Here is a 20,111-nt window from a genome sequence, read left to right on the forward strand (position 1 = left end):
CGGCGGACAAAAACTTGACAACGGCACCTTTGAAGCGCTTCACTCTAGACATCCTGAAGCGCTTCAATCTGATCAAACCCGCGCTCACAACCCCGGTGAAGGGAGGGGCCGATGATCGACGTCCACCAGCACCTGTGGCCGGAGGCGTTCGTCGACCGGCTCCGCGCCCGCCGCGAACCGCCGTACCTGGACGGCTGGACGCTGCACACCACGACCGAGGCCCCGTACGACGTCGACCCGGCGGCGCACGAGATCGGCAAGCGGGTCGCACTCGAGCAGGACGCCGGGACCGGACTGGCCGCGGTGTCGCTGTCGAGCCCGCTGGGTGTCGAGGAACTCGGGGACGCCGAACTGCTCTCCGCGTGGCACGACGGGGCGGCGGAGTTCCCCGCACCGTTCCGCGCCTGGGCCTCCGTGGACCTGCTCGATCCGGACACGGCCGGGCTGGAATCCCTGCTGGACAAGGGTTTTCTCGGACTGCAGCTCCCGGCGCACGTCCTCGGTACGCCGACCGCGTGGGAAGCGCAGGCCGAACTGCTGCGCCTCGCGGAGCGGTTGGGTAAGCCGATCCTCGTGCATCCCGGTGCGGCGCGCACGACCGATGCGCCGGGCTGGTGGGCGCCGGTCGTGGACTACACGACGCAGCTGCAGGCGGCGTGGTGGGCGTGGCATGCCTTCGGCGGGCGACGCTCGTACCCGGCCCTGCGGTTGTGCTTCGTCGCCGCGGCCGGTCTGGCGCCGGTGCACCACGAGCGGCTGACCGCGCGCGGCGGCCGGCTCGGCACCATCGACCCCAACCTGTACGTCGACACCTCGAGCTACGGCCCGCAGGGGATCGACGCGGTCGCGCGGGTGCTCGGTATCGACCAGGTCGTGCACGGCACGGACCGGCCGTACGCCGACACCACCGACCTTCGCCAGGGCGACGCCGCGACTGCGGTGATCCGCCATGACAACCCGTACCGGCTGCTCTTCGGAAACGCCGGGACGACTACTCCTGAGAGGGGAGTGCAGTGACTGCTCAGCCGATCGACGTACCCGACGTTCCGGCGCGCCAGGCCAGCCGGCTCGTGGAGCTGAACAACTGTCTGTCGCTGGACGACCTTCCCGGTCGCGACCTGACGCCCGACGAGCTGTCCGAGCTCGCCGCCTCGATCGCCGCGCAGCCGCATCTGTGGGAGGACCAGGTCGCGTACAGCGACGAGGAGCGGGTCTTCGCCTCCCTGCACCGCGACGCGAACGTCGACGTCTGGCTGATCTGCTGGACCCCGGTCAACGACACCGGCTGGCACGACCACGACGTCTCCTCCGGTGCGGTCGCGGTCGCGAAGGGCAAGCTGGTCGAGCACAACCTCGCGATCGGGACCGAATCCATCGAGACCGAGGTCGTCGCCGGTGACGTCTACGGCTTCGGCCCGGACCACATCCACCGCCTGACCGGTCTCGACAAGGGCAGCGTCACGGTCCACGCCTACAGCCCGCCGCTGTGGCGGATGGGGCAGTACTCGGTCAAGGACGGCGTACTCCGCCGGGTCTCGGTCTCGTACGCCGACGAGCTGCGCCCGATCGACTGACTGTCGCCCGCCCATTCTCTGACTAGAGTCAGAGAATGGGCGTTGGGGTGGTACGGCGGTTCAACCGGCTCGTCACGCTGCGGGTCGGGGCGCTGCAGGACGACTATCTGGCGCGCGGCCGGCCCTTGGGTGCGGACCGGGTGCTGTGGGAGATCGGTGCGGACGGGTGCGACGTGCGCTCGCTGCGCGCCCAGCTCGATCTGGACTCCGGCTATCTGAGTCGACTCTTGCGCTCGCTGGAGAGTGCCGGGCTGGTTCGCGTCGAACGCAGTACGGCGGATGCGCGGGTGCGGATCGCCCGGTTGACGCCGGAAGGACTCGCGGAGCGGCAGGTCCTGGACGAGCGTTCGGACGAACTCGCGGCCTCGATCCTCGAGCCGCTCGACGAACGCCAGCAGAAGCGGCTCGTCACGGCGATGGACGAGATGAACCGGTTGCTGACGGCATCGATGGTTCGGGTCGAGATCGTCGATCCGCGCTCGCCGGCCGCGCAGTACTGCCTGGAGTCGTACTTCGGTGAACTCGGACGGCGGTTCGAGAGCGGCTTCGATCAGACCCGGAGCATCTCGGCCGACCACGCGGAGTTGACGCTGCCCGCCGGGTTGTTGCTGTTGGCAACGCTGCACTCGGAGCCGGTCGGGTGTGCGGCACTCAAGCTGCACGGTGCCGAACCGGCCGAGATCAAGCGGATGTGGGTGTCACCCGACGCGCGCGGTCTCGGGCTCGGCCGGCGCCTGCTGCACGAACTCGAGCGCGAGGCAGGCGCGTACGACGCGAGCGCCGTACGCCTGGAGACCAATCGCACGCTCACCGAGGCGATCGCGCTGTACCGCACCTCGGGGTACGCCGAGGTTGCCGCGTTCAACACAGAGCCGTACGCCGACCATTGGTTCGAGAAGACCTTGGGAGCGTGAGTCCTCCACCCGCCGACTCGTCCGCCGGCGGGTGGAGGTGGGTTGTCACGGCATCCGGAGGAGACCGACCAGACCGTGGCTCTCGCCGCCCGGTCCTGAGGAGAACCAGAGGGCATCGGTGCCGCCGGTGGTTGCGGTGCCCTGCAGGAGGGCCCACAGTCCGTCGATCACCAGAGTCCGGCCGTGCGTGTCACGGACCAGGCCCGCGAACGCGAACCGACCGTGTGACTTCGGCTGGAAGATGCTGATCCGACCGTCGCCGAAGTTGCCGACCAGCAGCGTGCCCCTGGGCTGGCCCCAGGCCCTGGGAGCCTGTGCGATACCCCACGGCGCGTTCAGCGTGCCGCGGGAGGCGACGCGGGTGATCAGCTTGCCGTCGACCGAGAACTCGTCGACGAAACCGAGACCGCGGCCGTCCACCTCGTCGTTGGTCTTCGGGTTGACCTTCGCGTAGGTGACGAAGACCCGGTCCCTCAGCGTCTGCACGTTGAACGGACCGAAACTCTTCGGCACGCGGTGGTCCCGGAACGCCCCCTTCGGCAGCCTCACCGGGGCGAACCTGCTGTTGAAGGCGTCGATCCGGTGCTGGGAGAAGTTGGCGGCGTACAGCCGGTCACCTCTCCTGGTCGACGCGAGCGCCAGGCCCTTGTAGACCGCACCGCGGGTGCTGGCCTTGACCTCGGCCGGGCCGGTCGGCGAGTCGACCACCTTGCTCCAGGCCGCGATCTTGCCTTCCTCGGTGGCGAAGATGAAGTTGGCCGGTGCGCTGGTCGTCTTGTTCCTGAGGACGAACCCGGGACCGGGGTTGTTCACCTGCCCGGTCGGTGCACCCACCGTGACCCGGATGGGCAGCTTCGTGACCGTGCTCGAGCCCGCCGGGACGGAGTACACCGTGGCGGTCGACGAGCCGTTGTTGGCCGACCACAGCGGGGTGGTCGCGCCGAGCGCCAGACCCCACGAGTTCACCAGGTCGGGATCCTGGAACGCGGCCTTCCCCTTCTGATCGGACACCAGGTTGACCTGCCGTACGTCGAGCTGCTGGGCCCGGTGTGCGCTGGCGGGGATCGCTGGAGCGACCAGGGCCAGGCCACCGACCAGTGCGGTCGCGACCGCGATCGGACGGCGTTTCGAACGAACTGACATCACACTTTCCCCCTCGATAGGAATACGAGACATAGCCGACACGGCTGGATCGGCGGGCCGGTTCAGAGGCCACTCGGTGCCGAAGTGGTTATGGAGCCCGGTCCGCCGCGACGGTTAGCGTCGGGGGCATGCGGATTCGGGTGGTGGATGCGTTCACGGAGCGGGCCTTCGCGGGCAACCCGGCAGGGGTGTGCGTCCTCGGGGCCGGTGACTGGCCGGACGTGAACTGGATGCAGAGCGTTGCTGCGGAGATGCAGCACGCGGAGACGGCTTTCACGCGCCCGAGCGAGACGCCCGGCGCGGACTGGGACCTGCGCTGGTTCACCCCGACGATCGAGGTGGACATGTGTGGTCACGCGACCTTGGCCACCACGCACGCGTTGGTCTCGGACGGTCTGGTCACCGACCACGTTCGGTTCAGCACCCGGAGCGGCATCCTGTCGGCCTCGGTCGCCGCGGGCCGGATCACTCTGGACTTCCCGATCTCCCCGGTGACGCAGATCGACGTACCGGACGGGCTGGTGGAGGCGCTCGGGGTGAAGCCGGACGAGCTGTACGGGACCGGTCCGCTGACCGACTTCCTGGTGGTGCTGTCCGGCGAGGCCGCGGTGCGCGCCGTCAACCCGGACCTGATCCGGCTGGAGTCGATCAACCGGCAGCACGGCAACCGGGGCACGATCGTGACCGCGCCGGCCGATGCCGAGTACGACTTCGTCTCCCGGTTCTTCGCGCCGGCCGCCGGGATCCCCGAGGACCCGGTCTGCGGAAGCGCCCACACCGCGCTGGCGTCGTACTGGTCGCAGCGCCTCGGACGGGACGCGATGGTCGGCCACCAGGTGTCCGCGCGCGGCGGCGTACTCCAGGTCACCGCCGCCGGCGACCGCGTCCTCCTCGGTGGTACCGCGGTGACCGTGCTCGACGGCGAACTACTGGTATAGACAGCGGCCCGGCGCCCGAAACCACCGGACGCCGGGCCGCTCAGTCTCGCTCTAGCTCGTCTGGGCCCAGGTCTCGGCGTGCGTGGCGACGCCGTTCGGGGCGATCAGTTCGGTGACGACGTCCTCCGCGTCGGCGTCCAGCGCCTCGAACGGAGCCTCCGGTACGACGTACGCGCGGGCGCCCGCGATCAGTTCGGTGCCGGGCAGCTCGAACCAGGCTTCACCGACCTCGCGGCTGATCTCGTAGATGGCCTGTTCGGCGGTGTCGACCGGGTCGCGGTCGCCGGACTCGTCCAGCTCGGCCGGGTGCCGCTCCTGCGCGGCGCGGCCGGCTTCGAGCAGCTCGTCCAGGTCGACGACGCGCAGGTCGAACCGCGACACCACGCTGATCACGTGGTCCGGCTCGGTCTCTTCGTCGTCCTCGTCGTCGGCCGGCTCGTCGAGCAGCAGCGGCGTCGTACCGGTGTGTTCGAAGACGGCGTCGTTCCAGTCCTCGACGACGCCCTCGAGCGCGGCGTTGTGCTCGAAGAGCGTGGAGTGGTCCTCGTCGCCCGTCATCGCGAGCAGCGCCTCGGTGTGGGCCTGGAGGCGCTCGGCCAGCTTCCGGCTCGCCTCGGCGAGGGCGGTCCGGGAGTCCGCGGAGAAGAACTGCTCTGCAGGGGCGGTGATGTCCATCTCGGTCACGTGGTTGTTCTTCCCTTGTCTGTCGGTGGGAATGCCAGCCGTAAGTATGTGAGAAGCCTGTGAGAGCTGCGTCAGCGGGTGTGAGAGGCCTGCGAGAACCCTCCTGACCGCGCAGCCAACGGTGTCCAGTGGAACCCATGAGCACATTCGCCCTGAGGTCGTGTCGTCGTGGGTGACGTCGTCTACCTCGCACTCACCGTCGTCGTGTTCGCGGCCGTCTGGTCCGCATTGCGTGGAGTGGAGAAGTTGTGAGCGCCGAGAACATCGCCGGCTTGGTCGTGGCCGCTGCTCTGGTCCTCTACCTGATCGCCGCCCTGATCTTTCCCGAGAGGTTCTGATGTCCGACACCGCGGCCGGCCTGTTGCAGGTCGGCTTCCTGATCGTGTGCCTGGCGGCGGTCTACCGGCCGCTCGGCGGGTACATGGCCCGCGTCTTCACGTCCGACAAGGACCTGCGGGTCGAACGTATGACCTACAAACTGTTCGGCGTCGACTCGAAGGCCGACCAGACCTGGGCCGTGTACGCCCGGTCGCTGCTCGCGTTCTCCGCGCTCAGCGTCGTCCTGCTGTACCTGTTGCAGCGCCTGCAGCACTGGCTGCCGCTGTCGCTCGGACTGCCGAACGTTCCGTCCGGTCTCGCCTTCAACACCGCCGCGTCGTTCGTCTCGAACACCAACTGGCAGAACTACTCGCCCGAGGTGACGATGGGCCACCTGGTCCAGTTCGCCGGCCTCGCGGTGCAGAACTTCCTGTCCGCCGCCGTCGGCATCGTCGTCGCGATCGCCCTGATCCGTGGCTTCGCGCGGTCCAAGACCGACCGGCTGGGCAACTTCTGGGTCGACCTGACCCGGACCACGCTACGGATCCTGCTGCCGATGGCGGTCGTCGGCGGGCTCGCGCTGGTCGCGATGGGCGTCGTCCAGAACTTCTCCGGCGGTCACGAGCTGACCTCGGTGGTCGGCCAGACCCAGACCGTTCCCGGCGGCCCGGTGGCCAGCCAGGAGGTCATCAAGGAGCTGGGTACCAACGGTGGCGGCTTCTACAACGCCAACTCCGCGCACCCGTTCGAGAACCCGAACGGCCTGTCGAACCTGTTCGAGATCTTCCTGCTCCTGGTGATCCCGGTGTGCATCACCCGCACCTTCGGCCTGATGGTGAAGGACAAGCGGCAGGGCTACGCGATCCTCGGCGTGATGGGCGTGCTGTGGGCGGCCTTCACGTTCTCCGCGACGCTCTTCGAGAACCTCGGCGCCGGTACGGCGACGCAGGCCGCCGGCGCCGCGATGGAGGGCAAGGAGACCCGCTTCGGCGAATGGGCCTCGGCACTGTTCGCCACCTCCACCACGGGGACGTCGACCGGCGCGGTGAACTCCGCGCACGACTCGTTCACCCCGTTGGGCGGCGGTACGGCGCTGTTCCACATGATGCTCGGTGAGGTGTCACCCGGCGGTACGGGCACCGGCCTCTACGGCATGCTGATCCTCGCCGTCCTAGCGGTGTTCGTCGCGGGCCTGATGGTCGGGCGCACCCCGGAGTACCTGAAGAAGAAGGTCACTGCACGCGAGATGAAGCTGGTCTCGCTGTACATCCTGACGACGCCGACCCTGGTACTGGCCGGTGCGTCGATCGCGATGGGACTCGCGGTGGCGCGGGCCTCGATCTTCAACACCGACAGCCCGCACGGGTTCTCCGAGGTGCTGTACGCGTTCACCTCGGCCGGTAACAACAACGGCAGCGCATTCGGTGGGCTGAGCGGCAACATCCCGTTCTACAACACCGCGCTCGGTCTGGTGATGCTGCTCGGCCGCTTCGTACCGATTGTGTTCGCGCTGGCGCTGGCGGGCTCGCTCGCCCAGCAGCAGCCGGTGCCGGTGACCCAGGGCACGCTGCCCACCCACAAGGCGCTTTTCGTGACGATGCTGGTCGGAACCGTCCTGATCGTCACGGGCCTGACGTACTTCCCCGCTCTGACACTTGGACCCCTCGCGGAGGGACTGTGACCACGCTGACGACGCCGCCCGTTTCACAACCGGCGGCTACCTCGAAGAAGGCACCCTCGGGCCTGTTCGACCCGAAGATGCTGCTTACCTCGCTGCCGGACGCCCTGCGCAAGCTCGACCCGCGGGTGATGTGGAAGAACCCGGTGATGTTCGTCGTCGAGGTCGGCGCGGTCGCGTCGACGATCTTCGCCGTCACCGATTCCAGCGTGTTCGTCTGGTGGATCGTCGTCTGGCTCTGGCTGACCGTCATCTTCGCGAACCTCGCCGAAGCCGTCGCCGAGGGCCGTGGCAAGGCCCAGGCCGAGACGCTGCGCCGGGCCAAGACCGAGACCACCGCGCGCCGGCTGGTCGGTGACCAGGAAGAAGCAGTCCCGGCCACCCAGCTGCGGCTCGGCGACCTGGTCGTCGTCGAGGCCGGCCAGATCATTCCCGGCGACGGTGACGTCGTCGAGGGCGTGGCGAGTGTCGACGAGTCGGCGATCACCGGCGAGTCGGCCCCGGTCATCCGGGAGTCCGGTGGCGACCGCAGCGCGGTCACCGGCGGCACCAAGGTGCTGTCGGACCGGATCGTCGTGAAGATCACCACCAAACCCGGTGAGAGCTTCATCGACCGGATGATCGCGCTGGTCGAGGGCGCGTCCCGGCAGAAGACGCCGAACGAGATCGCGCTGAACATCCTGCTGGCCAGCCTGACCATCGTGTTCCTGGTCGCGACGATCACGCTGCCGACGTTCGCGGCGTACGCGAAGGTGAACCTGAACATCGTGATCCTGGTGGCCCTGCTGGTCTGCCTGATCCCGACGACGATCGGCGCGCTGCTGTCCGCGATCGGCATCGCCGGCATGGACCGGCTGGTGCAACGCAACGTACTGGCGATGTCGGGCCGCGCGGTCGAGGCCGCCGGCGACGTGAACACGCTGCTGCTGGACAAGACCGGCACCATCACGCTGGGCAACCGGCAGGCGGCGGAGTTCATCCCGGTCCAGGGCGTCACCGACACCGACCTGGCCGATGCGGCGCAGCTGTCGAGCCTCGCGGACGAGACACCGGAAGGCCGGTCGATCGTCGTGCTGGCGAAGACCGGGTACGGCCTGCGGGAGCGGCACACCGGAGAGTTGCCGCACGCAACGTTCGTGGAGTTCACCGCGCAGACCCGGATGAGCGGCGTGGACGTCGACAACCGGCAGATCCGCAAGGGCGCCGCGGGTGCGGTGAACGCGTGGATCGGTCAGCACGGCGGGACCACCGACAGCTTGCTCGGTGAGATCGTCGACGGCATCTCGGCCTCCGGTGGTACGCCGCTGGTCGTCGCCGAGAGCATCGACGGCACGGCCCGGGCGCTCGGCGTCATCCACCTGAAGGACGTCGTCAAGGCCGGGATGCGGGAGCGGTTCGACCAGATGCGCGCGATGGGCATCCGGACCGTGATGATCACCGGCGACAACGCGCTGACCGCGAAGGCGATCGCGGACGAAGCAGGCGTTGACGACTTCTTGGCCGAGGCGACGCCCGAGGACAAGATGGCGCTGATCAAGAAGGAGCAGGAGGGCGGCCGGCTGGTCGCGATGACCGGTGACGGCACCAACGACGCGCCGGCGCTGGCGCAGGCCGACGTCGGCGTGGCGATGAACACCGGGACGTCGGCCGCGAAGGAGGCCGGCAACATGGTCGACCTCGACTCCAACCCGACCAAGCTGATCGAGATCGTCGAGATCGGCAAGCAGTTGCTGATCACCCGCGGTTCGCTGACCACGTTCTCGATCGCGAACGACGTCGCGAAGTACTTCGCCATCCTGCCCGCGCTGTTCGCGGCGGCGTACCCCGGTCTGGACAAGCTGAACATCATGGGGCTGCACTCGCCGGAGTCGGCGATCGTGTCCGCCATCGTCTTCAACGCGCTGATCATCATCGGGCTGGTCCCGCTAGCGCTGCGCGGCGTCCGGTACCGGCCGTCGTCCGCCTCGGCGATGCTCCGCCGGAACCTGCTGGTGTACGGCGTCGGCGGCCTGATCTCGCCGTTCGTCGGCATCAAGCTCCTCGACCTGGTGATCTCGATGATCCCGGGCCTGCGCTGAAAGGTAGTTGTCAATGACAAGCAGTTTCCGCCAGTTCGGGGTAGCGGTCCGGGTGCTTCTGTTCTTCACCGTCGTCCTGGGGATCGCCTACCCGCTGGTGATGACCGGCGCCTCCCAGGTGCTGTTCCACGGCAACGCCAACGGTTCGATCGTCAAGGTCGACGGCAAGCCGGTGGCGTCCGGCCTGATCGGTCAGGCGTACACGATGGACAGCGGGAAGAAGGACGCCGACGGCAAGGCGATCATGGTCGCCGACCCGAAGTGGTTCCAGACCCGCCCGTCCGCGGTCGACTACGACGCGATGGGCAGCGCGGCCTCGCAGTACGGGCCGAACAACCCGGAGTTGGTCAAGCTGGTCGACGAGCGCCGGCAGGAGGTCGCCAAGCTCGAGGGCGTCGACCCGTCGCAGGTTCCGCCCGACGCGGTCACGGCCAGTGGCAGCGGTCTGGATCCCGCCATCAGCCCGGCGTACGCCGCTCTGCAGGTCAACCGCGTCGCGCGCGAGCGTGGGCTCCCGGTGGACCGGGTCAAGGAGCTGGTGAAGGAGAACACGACAGGCCGCACGCTCGGTTTCCTGGGCGAGCCGTACGTCAATGTGGTGACGCTGAACGCCGCGTTGGCTGCCAGCTGAGAGCATGTTGGTATGAAGCGCGGGCATCTGCGGGTGTATCTCGGGGCCGCGCCCGGTGTCGGGAAGACGTACAAGATGCTGGGCGAGGGGCAGCGCCGTCTCGCCCGGGGCACCGACGTGGTGGTCGGGCTCGTCGAGACCCACGGCCGGGAGCACACCGCGGAGATGCTCGACGGGCTGGAGTCGGTACCGCGGCGCATCATCGACTACCGCGGCGCGAGCTTCACCGAGATGGACGTCGACGCGGTCCTGGCCCGGCGGCCCGAGGTCGCCCTGGTCGACGAGCTGGCGCACACCAACGTTCCGGGCAGCCGCAACGAGAAGCGCTGGCAGGACATCGAGGAGCTGCTGGCCGCCGGGATCGACGTGATCTCGGCGGTCAACATCCAGCACCTCGAGTCGATCAACGACGTGGTCGAGAAGATCACCGGCGTACCGCAGCAGGAGACGGTGCCGGACCGGGTGGTGCGGGCCGCGGACCAGATCGAGCTGGTCGACATGACGCCGGAGGCGCTGCGCCGGCGGATGGCCCACGGGAACGTGTACGCGGCGGACAAGATCGACGCTGCCCTGGGCAACTACTTCCGGGTCGGCAACCTGTCGGCGCTGCGGGAGCTCGCGCTGCTCTGGCTCGCGGACCGGGTGGACGCGGGGCTGCAGCAGTACCGAGCGGAGCACGCGATCGACTCGACCTGGGAGGCCCGGGAACGGGTCGTGGTCGCGCTCACCGGTGGGTCGGAGGGCGAGACGCTGATCCGCCGCGCGGCCCGGATCGCGGCCCGGTCGTCCGGAGGGGACCTGCTGGCCGTCCACGTCGCGCGGTCCGACGGTCTGACCGGGGCCAACCCGAGCGAGCTCGCCGGACAGCGGAACCTGGTCGAGAAGCTCGGTGGCACCTACCACCAGGTGGTCGGCGACGACATCCCGGCCGCGCTGCTGGCGTTCGCGAAGGCCGAGAACGCGACCCAGCTGGTCCTCGGCGGCAGTCGCCGGTCGTGGTTCGGTTCGCTGTTCACCGGGCCCGGGATCGGTGCGAGCACGATCCGTGAGTCCGGCGATATCGACGTACACATCGTCACGCACTCGCAGATGGGGCGTGGGCGGCTGCCGCGGCTGCGGGGGAGTCTGTCCCGGCGGCGGCGGATCCAGGGCTTCGTGCTGGCGGTCGTGCTGCCGCCGGTGCTCGCGCTCGTCCTCGGTCTGGGGGGCGACACGCTGAACCTGACCAGCAACGTACTGGCGTTTCTGCTCGCGGTGGTCGTGGTTGCGCTGGTCGGCGGGATGTGGCCGGCGATGGTGACGGCGGTAGGCGGATCGCTGGTCCTCAACTACTTCTTCACCCCACCGCGGCGGACGTTCACGATTGCCGAGCTCAACAACGCCCTGGCGTTGCTGATCTTCGTCCTGGTCGCGGCGATGGTCAGTTCGGTCGTCGACCGGGCGGCACGACGTACCAGACAGGCGGCCCGGGCGGCCGCGGAATCGGAGACGCTGGCGACCTTGGCCGGTTCGGTACTGCGTGGCGAGACCGCGCTGCCCGCTCTGCTCGAGCGGGTTCGCGAGGCATTCGGGATGAGCGGAGCGTGCCTGATGGAGCGCGTGGACGACGACGAGCTGACCGAGGTCTGGCGGCCGCTCGCCTCGGCCGGGGTGCTGACCTGCACCCGGCCGGAGGAGGCCGACGCGGAGATCCCCGCCCGCGACGACCTGGTCCTGGTGCTGCAAGGCCACCAGTTGGAGGCCGACGAGCGACGTCTGGTCGGTGCGTTCGCCGCGCATGCGGCGGCGCTCGTGGACACCGCCCGGCTGAGTGAGGCCGCGGCGGAGGCGAAGCCGCTCGCGGAGGCCGACAAGTTGCGTACGGCGTTGCTCCGCGCGGTCGGCCACGACCTGCGCTCCCCGCTCGCATCGGCGAAGGCGTCGGTGACGTCACTGCGCAGCGACGATGTGGAGTGGAGCGAGTCCGAGCGCGCCGAGCTGCTGGAGACAGCGGACGAGTCGCTCGACCGGTTGTCGCGACTGGTGGACAACCTGCTCGACCTCAGTCGGCTGCAGGCCGGCGTACTGCCGGTGTTCACCCGGCCGATGGCGCTGGACGAGATCCTGCCCGGTGTCCTGGGGGAGCTGGGCGACGACTCCGATCCCGTGACGGTCGACATCCCGCACACGCTGCCGCTGGTCGAGGCGGACCCGGCGCTGCTGGAACGCGTGGTCGCGAACCTGCTGGCCAACGCGATCCGGTACTCGCCGCCCGGGCGTCCGCCGCTGGTCACCGGCAGCGCCCTCGGCGCCACCGTGGAGATCCGGGTGATCGACCGCGGTCCGGGCATTCCGCGCGCGGACCGGGACCGGGTGTTCGCGCCGTTCCAGCGGCTCGGCGACACAGACAACACGGTCGGCGTCGGGCTCGGGCTGGCGCTCGCCCGCGGACTCGCCGAGGCGATGCGCGGCAGCTTGCAGCCCGAGGACACCCCAGGTGGTGGACTGACCATGGTGGTGTCGATGCCGACCGCCGCCGTACGCCCCACCGACGCACCGGTCCCCGGCGCCCGCGAACGATCGGAGCAAGAGTGACGAGGGTGTTAGTCGTCGACGACGAGCCGCAGATCGTGCGGGCGTTGCAGATCAATCTGAAGGCGCGCGGGTACGAAGTGCACCTGGCCGGTACCGGTACGTCGGCGTTGAAGGTCGCGGCGCAGCACCCGCCGGAGCTGGTGATCCTCGACCTCGGGCTGCCGGACTTCGACGGCGTCGAGGTGATCCGCGGGCTGCGCGGCTGGACCGACGCGCCGATCCTGGTGCTGTCCGGGCGGACCGACCAGACCGACAAGGTCGAGGCGCTGGACGCCGGCGCGGACGACTACGTGACCAAGCCGTTCGGGATCGACGAGTTGCTGGCCCGGATGCGCGCCGTACTGCGGCGCAGCAATATCGCCCAGGACCAGCCGGTCGTGACGGTCGGCGGCGCCGTCGTCGACCTGGCCGCGAAACGGGTGACCTTGGAGACCGGCGAGGACATCCGCCTCACCCCGACCGAGTGGCACCTGCTGGAGGTCCTGGTCCGCAACCCCGGCAAGCTGATGTCCCAGCGCCAGCTCCTCACCGAGGTCTGGGGTCCGGGCTACGAGACCGCCGGCGGCAACCTCCGCTTCTACATGGGTCAGCTCCGCCGCAAACTCGAAGCCGACCCCGCCCGCCCCAAACACCTCCTCACCGAACCCGGCATGGGCTACCGCTTCGAGCCGTGAGGACCGCCAGGCCATCACAATCGCGCGGATCGGGCCGTCGCACGCTCGGCTCGGCGCCAGAACGCGGATTGTGATGGCCTGGCGGTCCGCGTGTCCGTTTCGTGCAAGACGGTGGACCGGGATCTGCGGGAGGCTCAGGGCATGGACATCTTCAGCGCAGGTCGGGACTTTGTACGGCGGGACGCTCGCGTGCTCGAGCGGCGGGTCTTCGCGACGGTCTTCGAAGGGGCCGACGCGCAGGGCGTGGTGGACGCGCTGCGGGGCTACCAGAACGCCGACGGCGGGTTCGGGCACGGGCTGGAACCGGACAAGCGCTGCCCGGACAGCCTGCCGCTCGACGTCGAGGTCGCGTTCGACACGCTCCTCGGGGCCGGCGCCCGGGACGAGGACATGATCCGCCGCGCCGCCGACTGGCTCGGCCGGACCGCCGACGAGAACGGCGCCGTCCCGCTGTGCGGCCCCGCGGTCGAGGGGTACCCGCGTGCCGAGCACATCACCGAGTGGACGTACAAGCCCGGCCTGAACCCGACGGCGGGACTGGTCGGCCGGCTCGGCAAGCTCGGCCTCGACCACCCGTGGCGCGACAAGGCCGCCGCTTGGTGCGCCTCGGAGTTGGCCAAGGGCTTCCCGGAGGACGCGCACGGCATGAGCGAGGCGCTGGTGTTCCTCGAGCACACCGACGACGTCGACTTCGACCGGATCCGCGAGTGGCTGCCCAAACTCCAGCACTACCGCGGTGACGCCGCAGACCCGTCGTACGGCGTGACGCCGCTGAGTTTCGTACCGACGCCGGACAGCTTCTGGCGCCCACTGTTCACCGACGAACAGCTCGAGGCGCATCTCGACCGGCTGATCGCCGACCAGCAGGACGACGGCGGCTGGGCGATCACCTGGGAGCCACCGGGCCCGGCCGCGACGCTGGAGTATCGCGGTGCCGTCACGGTCGGTTCGCTGCGCACCTTGAAGGCCTACAACCGGCTGTAAGCAAAAAAGGCCCTCCGCCACCCGCGGAGGGCCATTCGCTGTAGTACCAGGAGGACTTGGTGATCCCGGGCAGTTCGCCGCGATGGGCCATCGCCCGGAAGCGGACCCGGGAGATCCCGGCCTTCCCGACGTACCCACGCGGACGGCCGTCGACCGCGTCCCGGTTGCGGACGCGGATCGGGCTGGCGTCGCGCGGCAGCTTCTGCAGCCTCAGCTGCGCCGCCGCGCGGTCGGCCGCGGGCGTCCCCGGATCGGCGATCACGCGTAACAGGTCGGCCCGGCGCTCGGAGTAGCGGGCGACGGTACGGCGGCGCTGGTCGTTCTTCGCGATCTTCGCCGTGGTGGCCATCCGGCGCTCCTACCGCTCTTCGCGGAAGTCGACGTGCTGCCGGATCTGCGGGTCGTACTTACGGATCACGACCCGGTCGGGATTGTTCCGGCGGTTCTTGCGCGTTACATAGGTGAAGCCGGTTCCGGCGGTGCTGCGGAGTTTGATGATCGGGCGGAGGTCGTTGTGCTTGGCCATGCTGTCCTTGCTGTCCTTTCTCGGATCACCTGGCGGGTGACCCTGCCAGGAAGAACGCCGGCCGGGTGGCGGCTATTCCGGTTCAGAGGGTACTTTGTACTGGTTATCGTTTTCAACAAGACGGGAGAGTCGATGCTGCCGGTGACCTTGCTGACAGGCCTCGACGAGGGGTTCCGCGGCGCCGTCGCGGCGAATCTGCTGGCCGCCGCCGGCCCGACGGGCGTCCTGGTGGAGTACGACGTGAGCGCGCTGACCAGCGGCTCCGTCGTCCGGACCGCGAGGACTGCGACCGGCGTGATCGACCGCGAGGTGATCACGATGGGCCACCCGTGTGTCTCGTGCGCGCTGCGTGGCTCACTCGTCCAGTTATTCGCGAGCATCGCCGCCGTCGAGCGGTACGAGGCCGCGATCGTGAGCGTCCCGGCCGCCGGTGACACCCAGGCGATCGCCAGCGAGATCGACGCCGACGCCGACCTGCTCGTGGACGCTGTCGTCACGACCGTCGACACGACCACGGTCGTCGCAGACCTGACCGGCGAGGACCTGATCCGCGACCGCGGCATCCCGACCGCCGCCGAGGACGGTCGCGCGATCGCCGAGGTGATCATCCACCAGCTCGAGTACGCCGACGCCGCGATCCTCACCGACGACTCGGTGGCGCTGGTCCAGGCGATCAACCCGCGTCTCCTCGTGAAAACCACGCCGACGGGGATGCTCGGCGTACGGCTGCATGTTCCTGGCCGGGTTCTCGAGGCCGGCTCGATCGCGGCGCCCGGTGAGCAGACGTTGGTGTGGCAGTCGGACCGGCCGTTCCATCCGGAGCGGTTGTACGACGCCCTCGAGGACCTGGTCGCCGGGACAGCGCGCGGTCGCGGCACGTTGTGGATCGCGACCCAGCACCGCCACCGCATCGGCTGGGACAGTTTCGGCGCGAACATCTCCCTAGGTGTCCTCGGCCCGTGGCTGGTGGACCTGCCAGCGGACCGCTGGGCCGGCGTCGGTCAGCAGCACCAGGCCCGTTCGGCCCTCGAATGGCACCCGCAGTACGGCGACCGCGCGTCGTACCTGTCCTTCACAGGGCCCGGTTTGGATCTCCGGGAATTACGGGGCCGCCTCGACGGTTGTGTCCTGCGTGCGGACGAAGCGGTCCACCCCCTGACCGATCCGTTCGCTCCCTACTTGGAAGGAAGTACCGCAGCATGAAGAACGGCATTCACCCCGACTACCGCCGGGTCGTCTTCCGGGACAAGTCCGGCAACTTCAGCTTCCTCACCGGTTCGACCCGCGAGAGCAACGAGACGGTCGTCTGGCACGACGGGAACACCTACCCGGTCGTAGACGTCGAGATCTCGGCCGCGAGTCACCCGTTCTACACGGGCCAGCAGCGCGTGATGGACACCCAGGGCCGCGTGGAGAAGTTCAAGAAGCGCTACGGCCAGAAGTAACGGTCTGGTCCTTGACGGCCCGCCGCCCCCACCGAGGGCGACGGGCCGTTTTCTTTGGTCGTGGCACTCGCGACGGAAGCTGGACCTGTGCCACTCACCAACCTCAGGCTTCGGCGCGGTTTCACGCCTGGAGTCGCCCGGGTGACTGGTGGTTGGCGAGGTTGGTGAGTAGTGGCGGTCCGGGTGCGCGACTGTCTCGGATCTCAGACGGCGAGGTGGGCGCGTCGCTTACCCGCGGGGCAGGCCCGGTTCCACACTGAGGGGATGGAACCGGTCGAGCTCACGGGTGCCGGGCTGACGCCGCTCGAGGCGGTGGCGCTCGGGCAGCGACGTACGGCGGTCCGGCTCGGCGACATCGCGCGGAAGCGGATGGCGGCGTCGGCGGCGGTCGTGGCCGAGGTGGCTGAACACCGGCCCGTGTACGGGCGAACCACCGGGGTCGGCGCGAACCGCGACGTACTGACGGCCGATCCGGAGCACGGCGCGCGGTTGCTGGCGTCGCATTCGACGACCGGTACGACGTCGTACCCGAAGGACGTGGTGCGGCTCGGGCTGCTGATCCGGGTCAATCAACTGGCGGCCGGCGGTTCGGGACTGGACCCCGCGGTGGCCGACGCGATCGTTGGGCTGCTCAACGACGACGACCTGCCGGACCTGCACCGCGGCGGCGCGATCGGGACCGGCGACCTCGGTCCGCTCGCCGAACTCGGGCTCGCGCTCGGCGACGTGATCGACGGGACGAGCGCCCTCCCGCTGCTGTCCAGCAACGCGTTCACGCTGGCCGAGTGCTGTCTCGCGTACGTCGAGGCATCGACCCTGATCAACGTCGTACCGCTGGTGGGCGCGCTGTCGCATGTCGCGCTGCGCGGCAACGCCGAGGTGTACGACGTCCGTGTCCACGAGGCGCGACCGCAGCCGGGGCAGGTTCGGGTCGCGCGCCGGATGCGGGACCTGCTCGACGGTTTGCCGTTGCCGGCCGCGCGGATCCAGGACCCGTTCGGATTGCGCGCGTTCGCTCAGGTACTCGGGCCGGCCGTCGACCATTCCGATGCCTTGGGCAACAGTGTGCGGATCGACATCAACGCGGCCGCGGAGAACCCGCTGGTGGCCGGCGACACCGTGCTGCACAACGGAAACTGGCACGCGATGCCGATCGCGCTCGCGCTCGACTCGCTCCGGCTCAGCCTGCACAGCGTCGCGACCCTCTCGACGACGCGGGTGGCGAACCTGGTCGACCCGGATTACACCGGCCTCAGCCGGTTCCTCGCCAGCGGTGCGGAGGCGAGCTCGGGCGTGATGATGATCGAGTACGTCGCCCACGACGCGCTCGCCGCGGTCCGGTCGTCCGCGCAGCCCGCGACGCTCGGTACGGCGACCTTGTCCCGCGGTGCCGAATTGCACGCGAGCTTCGCGCCGCAGGCCGCCGCGCTGACCAAGCAACTCCTGGACGCGCTCCGCGAGGTCCTCGCCAGCGAATTCGTCACCGCGGTCCGGGCGATCCGCCTGGCTGGGCTGCGGCCCGCCAATCTCGCACCTGCCTCGATCGGGCCGTGGCTCGCCGACGCGCTCGCGGCGCTCCCCGGTGACCTGGCGGACCGCTCGCTCCGGGAGGACCTGGAGATCGCCCGCGGGGTTCTCACCCAATGGGGCGACCGCCAGGTCGAACACCCGGCCGAGTCGGGTTAGAGCTGCGTGAGGTCGAACGCCGCCGCCATCGCCTGGAAACCGGTGGCGTTCGGGTGCAGGTGGTCGCCTGCGTCGTACGCCGGGAGGAACTTCGACGGAGCGGCCGGGTCGCGAGTGGCCTTGTCGAAGTCGACGACACCGTCGTACTCACCAGAGGTACGGATCCAAGTGTTCAGCGCCTGCCGGTCGGCCTCGCCTTCAGGGGTGTAGTAGCCGGCGCCTTCGTAGGGTGTGAGGGTCGCGCCAATGACCTTCAGACCCGCCTGGTGCGCGCGCTGGATGAACTGGCGATGCACCGCGATCAGGTCCGCCGGGTCGGTGGCGCCGCGGCTGCCGCCGATGTCGTTGATGCCCTCGAGGAGCACGACGGTCCGTACGCCGGCCTGTGCGACGACATCCCGATCGAAGCGGGCGAGAGTCGAGTCTCCCGCCGTACCCGCGTTGCTGAGCAGGCGGTTGCCGCTGATGCCGGCGTTCAGGACACCGAGGTCGCGGGACGCCGGGCCGGCGAGGATGCGGTCGGCCAACTGGTCCGGGTACCGGAGGTTCTTGTCGGTCGGGGAGACGACGCCGTCCGTGATCGAGTCGCCGAACAGCACGACGGCACCACGCGCGCGGCTCTGCACGTCCACACCTTCGATCACGTACCGGGCCGCGCCCGGGATCGCCTGGTACGACGACCCGTCGCCGCCGATCTGATCACCCGCGGACGAGAAGCCGGTGGCGTACCCGGCCGGATGCTGCGTGAGCGGCCCGGTCGGCCCCGGGAAGTACGTGCTGATCACCAGATCGGTGTCATCCGGTACGGCGACCCGCACCGGGTCCGACACCCACTCGGTACCGACCGGGATCGTGACCGACGCGCGGCCGTTGAACAGCACCGGGACGAGCTTCGCCGGGTCGACGGTCGGCGTACCCGCCTGTGCGTCGGCCCGTGGCGTCACGGTGACCTTGCCGACGACGAGCGGTTGGGTTCCGTAGACGTTGGACAACCGCACTCGGAGCTGCGGTCCCCCGATGGACAGATGAGCGACTTGCCGAAGAGTCGTATCGGTGACACCGGTCGCGGAGAGTCCCGACGTACCCGGTGGGGTGACGGCGACCGACCAACTACCGACCCATCCGGTGGGCGGGGCGGCGTTGGCGGTCGGCGTGAGGGGAATGGCGAGTAATGCGAACGCGACGATCAACTGCTTGAGACGGCGCATGAGATCACCTTCGTCTGGGCGGATGGAAGATGTTCACCACCACTCCACCCGGAGTAGTCACTCACCTGCAACCCGTCATCGACCAGCGGTAGACCCCCTGCGACCGACGGTCCGGCGGTCCACACGACCGGAGACAGGAACCGGTGACTGGAGACAGGAACCGGTCGGTGGAGACCTGCTATGACAGGTCTCCACCCACCACAACCTGTCTCCACCCCCGCAACACCGCCAGCAGCAGCTGCCGCAAGCCGCACGCTGGCTGGAGTGACGTGACGGGGGCCGCAGACAGCAACCGGTCACTGAGGACAGGCAATACCGGGTCTCCAGTCCCCAGTACCTGTCCCACCCCACGCCTCCTCGCACCGCACGCGGGTGTACGGCGTGTTGGGCGGGAATAGGTCTCGGGGGAGGGGGGTTACACGTGGTGCCGTCCGGTTCATGACCCCGGGCCTCAACTTTTGCCGCTTCGAGCGGCCACTCGCCGAGAGGCGTCTGCTGGACGGTGCAGTGCGTGACAGGTGGGAGCTGGGCTGACCGGCTCCCACCTCGTCGTCTCACCCGCCGGCGAAAACGGCTTGTGTGGGTGAGGCATGATGGAAGTGTCGCTCGGGAGACCGGGCGAGTGTGGTGACCAGAGGAACGAGCGCTGCTTCCCTCGACGCCGGATCACCGGTGTCGAGGACGGGTGCCGAGGGCCTCGGACAAGCGTCCAGGACCCCGATTTGCATCCGCACCATGAATGTCAGTAATGTTCTTCTTGTTGGACGGAAGCGCAGGACGCGAAAGCGGCCGGCCCGCCAACAAACTCCCTGAAGGTCTTGGTAACTGAAACACGCCCCGGTGGGTTTCAGGCACTGAGTCACGCAGAGAGACTGGATCGAAAAAGGCCGATTTGACCGGCTGGAAGCGAAACAGTAAAGTTGGGCGAGTTGCCCCGGAGCTTCAAACGAAAGTCTGAAGCGCGGTGAGCGTCCGATTCTTGAGAACTCAACAGCGTGCCGAAAGTCAATGCCGAAAGATGCATTAACCCCGTCCACAGGCGTTGAACGTCTTCCT

The 20,111-nt window shown here is 69.0% G+C and carries 19 protein-coding genes and 1 pseudogene; 14 read left to right on the plus strand and 6 right to left on the minus strand.

The window, feature by feature from the left end; all coding sequences use genetic code 11:
• The first annotated feature begins 111 nt into the window (after positions 1–111).
• From ACWGID_RS38460 to ACWGID_RS38470, 3 genes are read left to right on the plus strand one after another with little or no spacing between them, the layout of a single operon-like run.
• A complete protein-coding gene (locus ACWGID_RS38460) occupies positions 112–1,017 on the plus strand; it encodes an amidohydrolase family protein (RefSeq protein WP_452204300.1) in 906 nt (301 codons plus the stop codon).
• Positions 1,014–1,574, plus strand: a complete 561-nt coding sequence (locus tag ACWGID_RS38465) for a cysteine dioxygenase (protein ID WP_452204301.1) — start codon at positions 1,014–1,016, stop codon at positions 1,572–1,574. The genes ACWGID_RS38460 and ACWGID_RS38465 overlap by 4 nt, the downstream gene beginning before the upstream one ends.
• Positions 1,575–1,609: 35 nt before the next feature.
• Complete coding sequence (locus ACWGID_RS38470; protein ID WP_452204302.1) at positions 1,610–2,488, plus strand: GNAT family N-acetyltransferase; 879 nt, start codon at positions 1,610–1,612, stop codon at positions 2,486–2,488.
• Positions 2,489–2,533: 45 nt separating this feature from the next.
• Here ACWGID_RS38470 and ACWGID_RS38475 read toward each other — a convergent pair whose 3' ends face one another.
• Positions 2,534–3,631, minus strand: coding sequence for a TIGR03118 family protein (locus tag ACWGID_RS38475; protein ID WP_452204303.1), 1,098 nt, complete (start codon positions 3,629–3,631; stop codon positions 2,534–2,536).
• A gap of 128 nt (positions 3,632–3,759) precedes the next feature.
• Between ACWGID_RS38475 and ACWGID_RS38480 the strand changes: the two genes are divergently transcribed.
• Positions 3,760–4,569 (plus strand): PhzF family phenazine biosynthesis protein, encoded by an 810-nt coding sequence (locus ACWGID_RS38480; protein WP_452204304.1) that lies wholly within the window; start codon positions 3,760–3,762, stop codon positions 4,567–4,569.
• Positions 4,570–4,620: 51 nt separating this feature from the next.
• Here the strand turns inward: ACWGID_RS38480 and ACWGID_RS38485 are convergent, their stop codons facing one another.
• Complete coding sequence (locus ACWGID_RS38485) at positions 4,621–5,244, minus strand: hypothetical protein (protein WP_452204317.1); 624 nt, start codon at positions 5,242–5,244, stop codon at positions 4,621–4,623.
• Positions 5,245–5,501: 257 nt separating this feature from the next.
• Here ACWGID_RS38485 and kdpF point away from each other — a divergent pair, with 257 nt between their 5' ends.
• From kdpF to ACWGID_RS38520, 7 genes are all read left to right on the plus strand, one after another.
• The gene (kdpF, locus tag ACWGID_RS38490) at positions 5,502–5,591 is read left to right on the plus strand and encodes a K(+)-transporting ATPase subunit F (RefSeq protein WP_137256202.1); all 90 of its coding nucleotides are present in this window, start codon (positions 5,502–5,504) and stop codon (positions 5,589–5,591) included.
• A complete protein-coding gene (kdpA, locus tag ACWGID_RS38495) occupies positions 5,591–7,252 on the plus strand; it encodes a potassium-transporting ATPase subunit KdpA (protein ID WP_452204305.1) in 1,662 nt (553 codons plus the stop codon). Before kdpF ends, kdpA begins: the two co-directional genes overlap by 1 nt.
• A 62-nt stretch (positions 7,253–7,314) precedes the next feature.
• On the plus strand, positions 7,315–9,327 hold the full coding sequence (gene kdpB, locus ACWGID_RS38500) for a potassium-transporting ATPase subunit KdpB (RefSeq protein ID WP_452204318.1): 2,013 nt from the start codon (positions 7,315–7,317) through the stop codon (positions 9,325–9,327).
• A 7-nt stretch (positions 9,328–9,334) separates the two neighbouring features.
• Entirely contained in the window at positions 9,335–9,958 is a 624-nt protein-coding gene (kdpC, locus tag ACWGID_RS38505) for a K(+)-transporting ATPase subunit C (protein WP_452204306.1), read from the plus strand.
• 12 nt (positions 9,959–9,970) lie between these two features.
• Complete coding sequence (locus ACWGID_RS38510; protein ID WP_452204307.1) at positions 9,971–12,532, plus strand: DUF4118 domain-containing protein; 2,562 nt, start codon at positions 9,971–9,973, stop codon at positions 12,530–12,532.
• Entirely contained in the window at positions 12,529–13,206 is a 678-nt protein-coding gene (locus ACWGID_RS38515) for a response regulator (RefSeq protein ID WP_452204308.1), read from the plus strand. The genes ACWGID_RS38510 and ACWGID_RS38515 overlap by 4 nt, the downstream gene beginning before the upstream one ends.
• Positions 13,207–13,347: 141 nt before the next feature.
• The gene (locus tag ACWGID_RS38520; RefSeq protein WP_452204309.1) at positions 13,348–14,190 is read left to right on the plus strand and encodes a hypothetical protein; all 843 of its coding nucleotides are present in this window, start codon (positions 13,348–13,350) and stop codon (positions 14,188–14,190) included.
• A 46-nt stretch (positions 14,191–14,236) separates the two neighbouring features.
• Here the strand turns inward: ACWGID_RS38520 and rpsN are convergent.
• Positions 14,237–14,539, minus strand: a pseudogene (rpsN, locus tag ACWGID_RS38525) (30S ribosomal protein S14); the annotation flags it as partial.
• A gap of 9 nt (positions 14,540–14,548) precedes the next feature.
• Positions 14,549–14,716 carry a 50S ribosomal protein L33 gene (gene rpmG / locus ACWGID_RS38530; RefSeq protein ID WP_452204310.1) on the minus strand — a complete coding sequence of 56 codons (168 nt, stop codon included), beginning with the start codon at positions 14,714–14,716 and terminating at the stop codon, positions 14,549–14,551.
• Between the two features lie 132 nt (positions 14,717–14,848).
• On the opposite strand from rpmG, the gene ACWGID_RS38535 reads away from it, so the two are divergent.
• From ACWGID_RS38535 to ACWGID_RS38545, 3 genes are all read left to right on the plus strand, one after another.
• Entirely contained in the window at positions 14,849–15,919 is a 1,071-nt protein-coding gene (locus ACWGID_RS38535) for a GTP-binding protein (protein ID WP_452204311.1), read from the plus strand.
• Positions 15,916–16,161, plus strand: coding sequence for a type B 50S ribosomal protein L31 (locus ACWGID_RS38540; RefSeq protein WP_452204312.1), 246 nt, complete (start codon positions 15,916–15,918; stop codon positions 16,159–16,161). Before ACWGID_RS38535 ends, ACWGID_RS38540 begins: the two co-directional genes overlap by 4 nt.
• Before the next feature lie 264 nt (positions 16,162–16,425).
• Positions 16,426–17,847 carry an aromatic amino acid lyase gene (locus tag ACWGID_RS38545; RefSeq protein WP_452204313.1) on the plus strand — a complete coding sequence of 474 codons (1,422 nt, stop codon included), beginning with the start codon at positions 16,426–16,428 and terminating at the stop codon, positions 17,845–17,847.
• Here the strand turns inward: ACWGID_RS38545 and ACWGID_RS38550 are convergent.
• Both ACWGID_RS38550 and ACWGID_RS38555 read right to left on the minus strand, forming a co-directional pair.
• Positions 17,844–19,055: an SGNH/GDSL hydrolase family protein gene (locus ACWGID_RS38550; protein ID WP_452204314.1), complete on the minus strand. Its 1,212-nt coding sequence runs from the start codon at positions 19,053–19,055 to the stop codon at positions 17,844–17,846. The two genes, ACWGID_RS38545 and ACWGID_RS38550, sit on opposite strands and share 4 nt — an antisense overlap.
• Positions 19,056–19,914: 859 nt before the next feature.
• A partial coding sequence (locus ACWGID_RS38555) for a hypothetical protein (protein WP_452204315.1) occupies positions 19,915–20,111 on the minus strand: 197 nt, incomplete at its 5' end.

This window comes from Kribbella sp. NPDC054772 (assembly GCF_053611945.1).

Coding starts and splice junctions, on each gene's coding strand:
- ACWGID_RS38460 (WP_452204300.1), top strand. CDS start 112: ATGATCGACGTCCACCAGCACCTGTGGCCGGAGGCGTTCGTCGACCGG.
- ACWGID_RS38470 (WP_452204302.1), top strand. CDS start 1,610: ATGGGCGTTGGGGTGGTACGGCGGTTCAACCGGCTCGTCACGCTGCGG.
- ACWGID_RS38475 (WP_452204303.1), bottom strand. CDS start 3,631: ATGTCAGTTCGTTCGAAACGCCGTCCGATCGCGGTCGCGACCGCACTG.
- ACWGID_RS38480 (WP_452204304.1), top strand. CDS start 3,760: ATGCGGATTCGGGTGGTGGATGCGTTCACGGAGCGGGCCTTCGCGGGC.
- ACWGID_RS38485 (WP_452204317.1), bottom strand. CDS start 5,244: ATGGACATCACCGCCCCTGCAGAGCAGTTCTTCTCCGCGGACTCCCGG.
- kdpA (WP_452204305.1), top strand. CDS start 5,591: ATGTCCGACACCGCGGCCGGCCTGTTGCAGGTCGGCTTCCTGATCGTG.
- ACWGID_RS38510 (WP_452204307.1), top strand. CDS start 9,971: ATGAAGCGCGGGCATCTGCGGGTGTATCTCGGGGCCGCGCCCGGTGTC.
- ACWGID_RS38520 (WP_452204309.1), top strand. CDS start 13,348: ATGGACATCTTCAGCGCAGGTCGGGACTTTGTACGGCGGGACGCTCGC.
- rpmG (WP_452204310.1), bottom strand. CDS start 14,716: ATGGCCAAGCACAACGACCTCCGCCCGATCATCAAACTCCGCAGCACC.
- ACWGID_RS38535 (WP_452204311.1), top strand. CDS start 14,849: ATGCTGCCGGTGACCTTGCTGACAGGCCTCGACGAGGGGTTCCGCGGC.
- ACWGID_RS38540 (WP_452204312.1), top strand. CDS start 15,916: ATGAAGAACGGCATTCACCCCGACTACCGCCGGGTCGTCTTCCGGGAC.
- ACWGID_RS38545 (WP_452204313.1), top strand. CDS start 16,426: ATGGAACCGGTCGAGCTCACGGGTGCCGGGCTGACGCCGCTCGAGGCG.
- ACWGID_RS38550 (WP_452204314.1), bottom strand. CDS start 19,055: ATGCGCCGTCTCAAGCAGTTGATCGTCGCGTTCGCATTACTCGCCATT.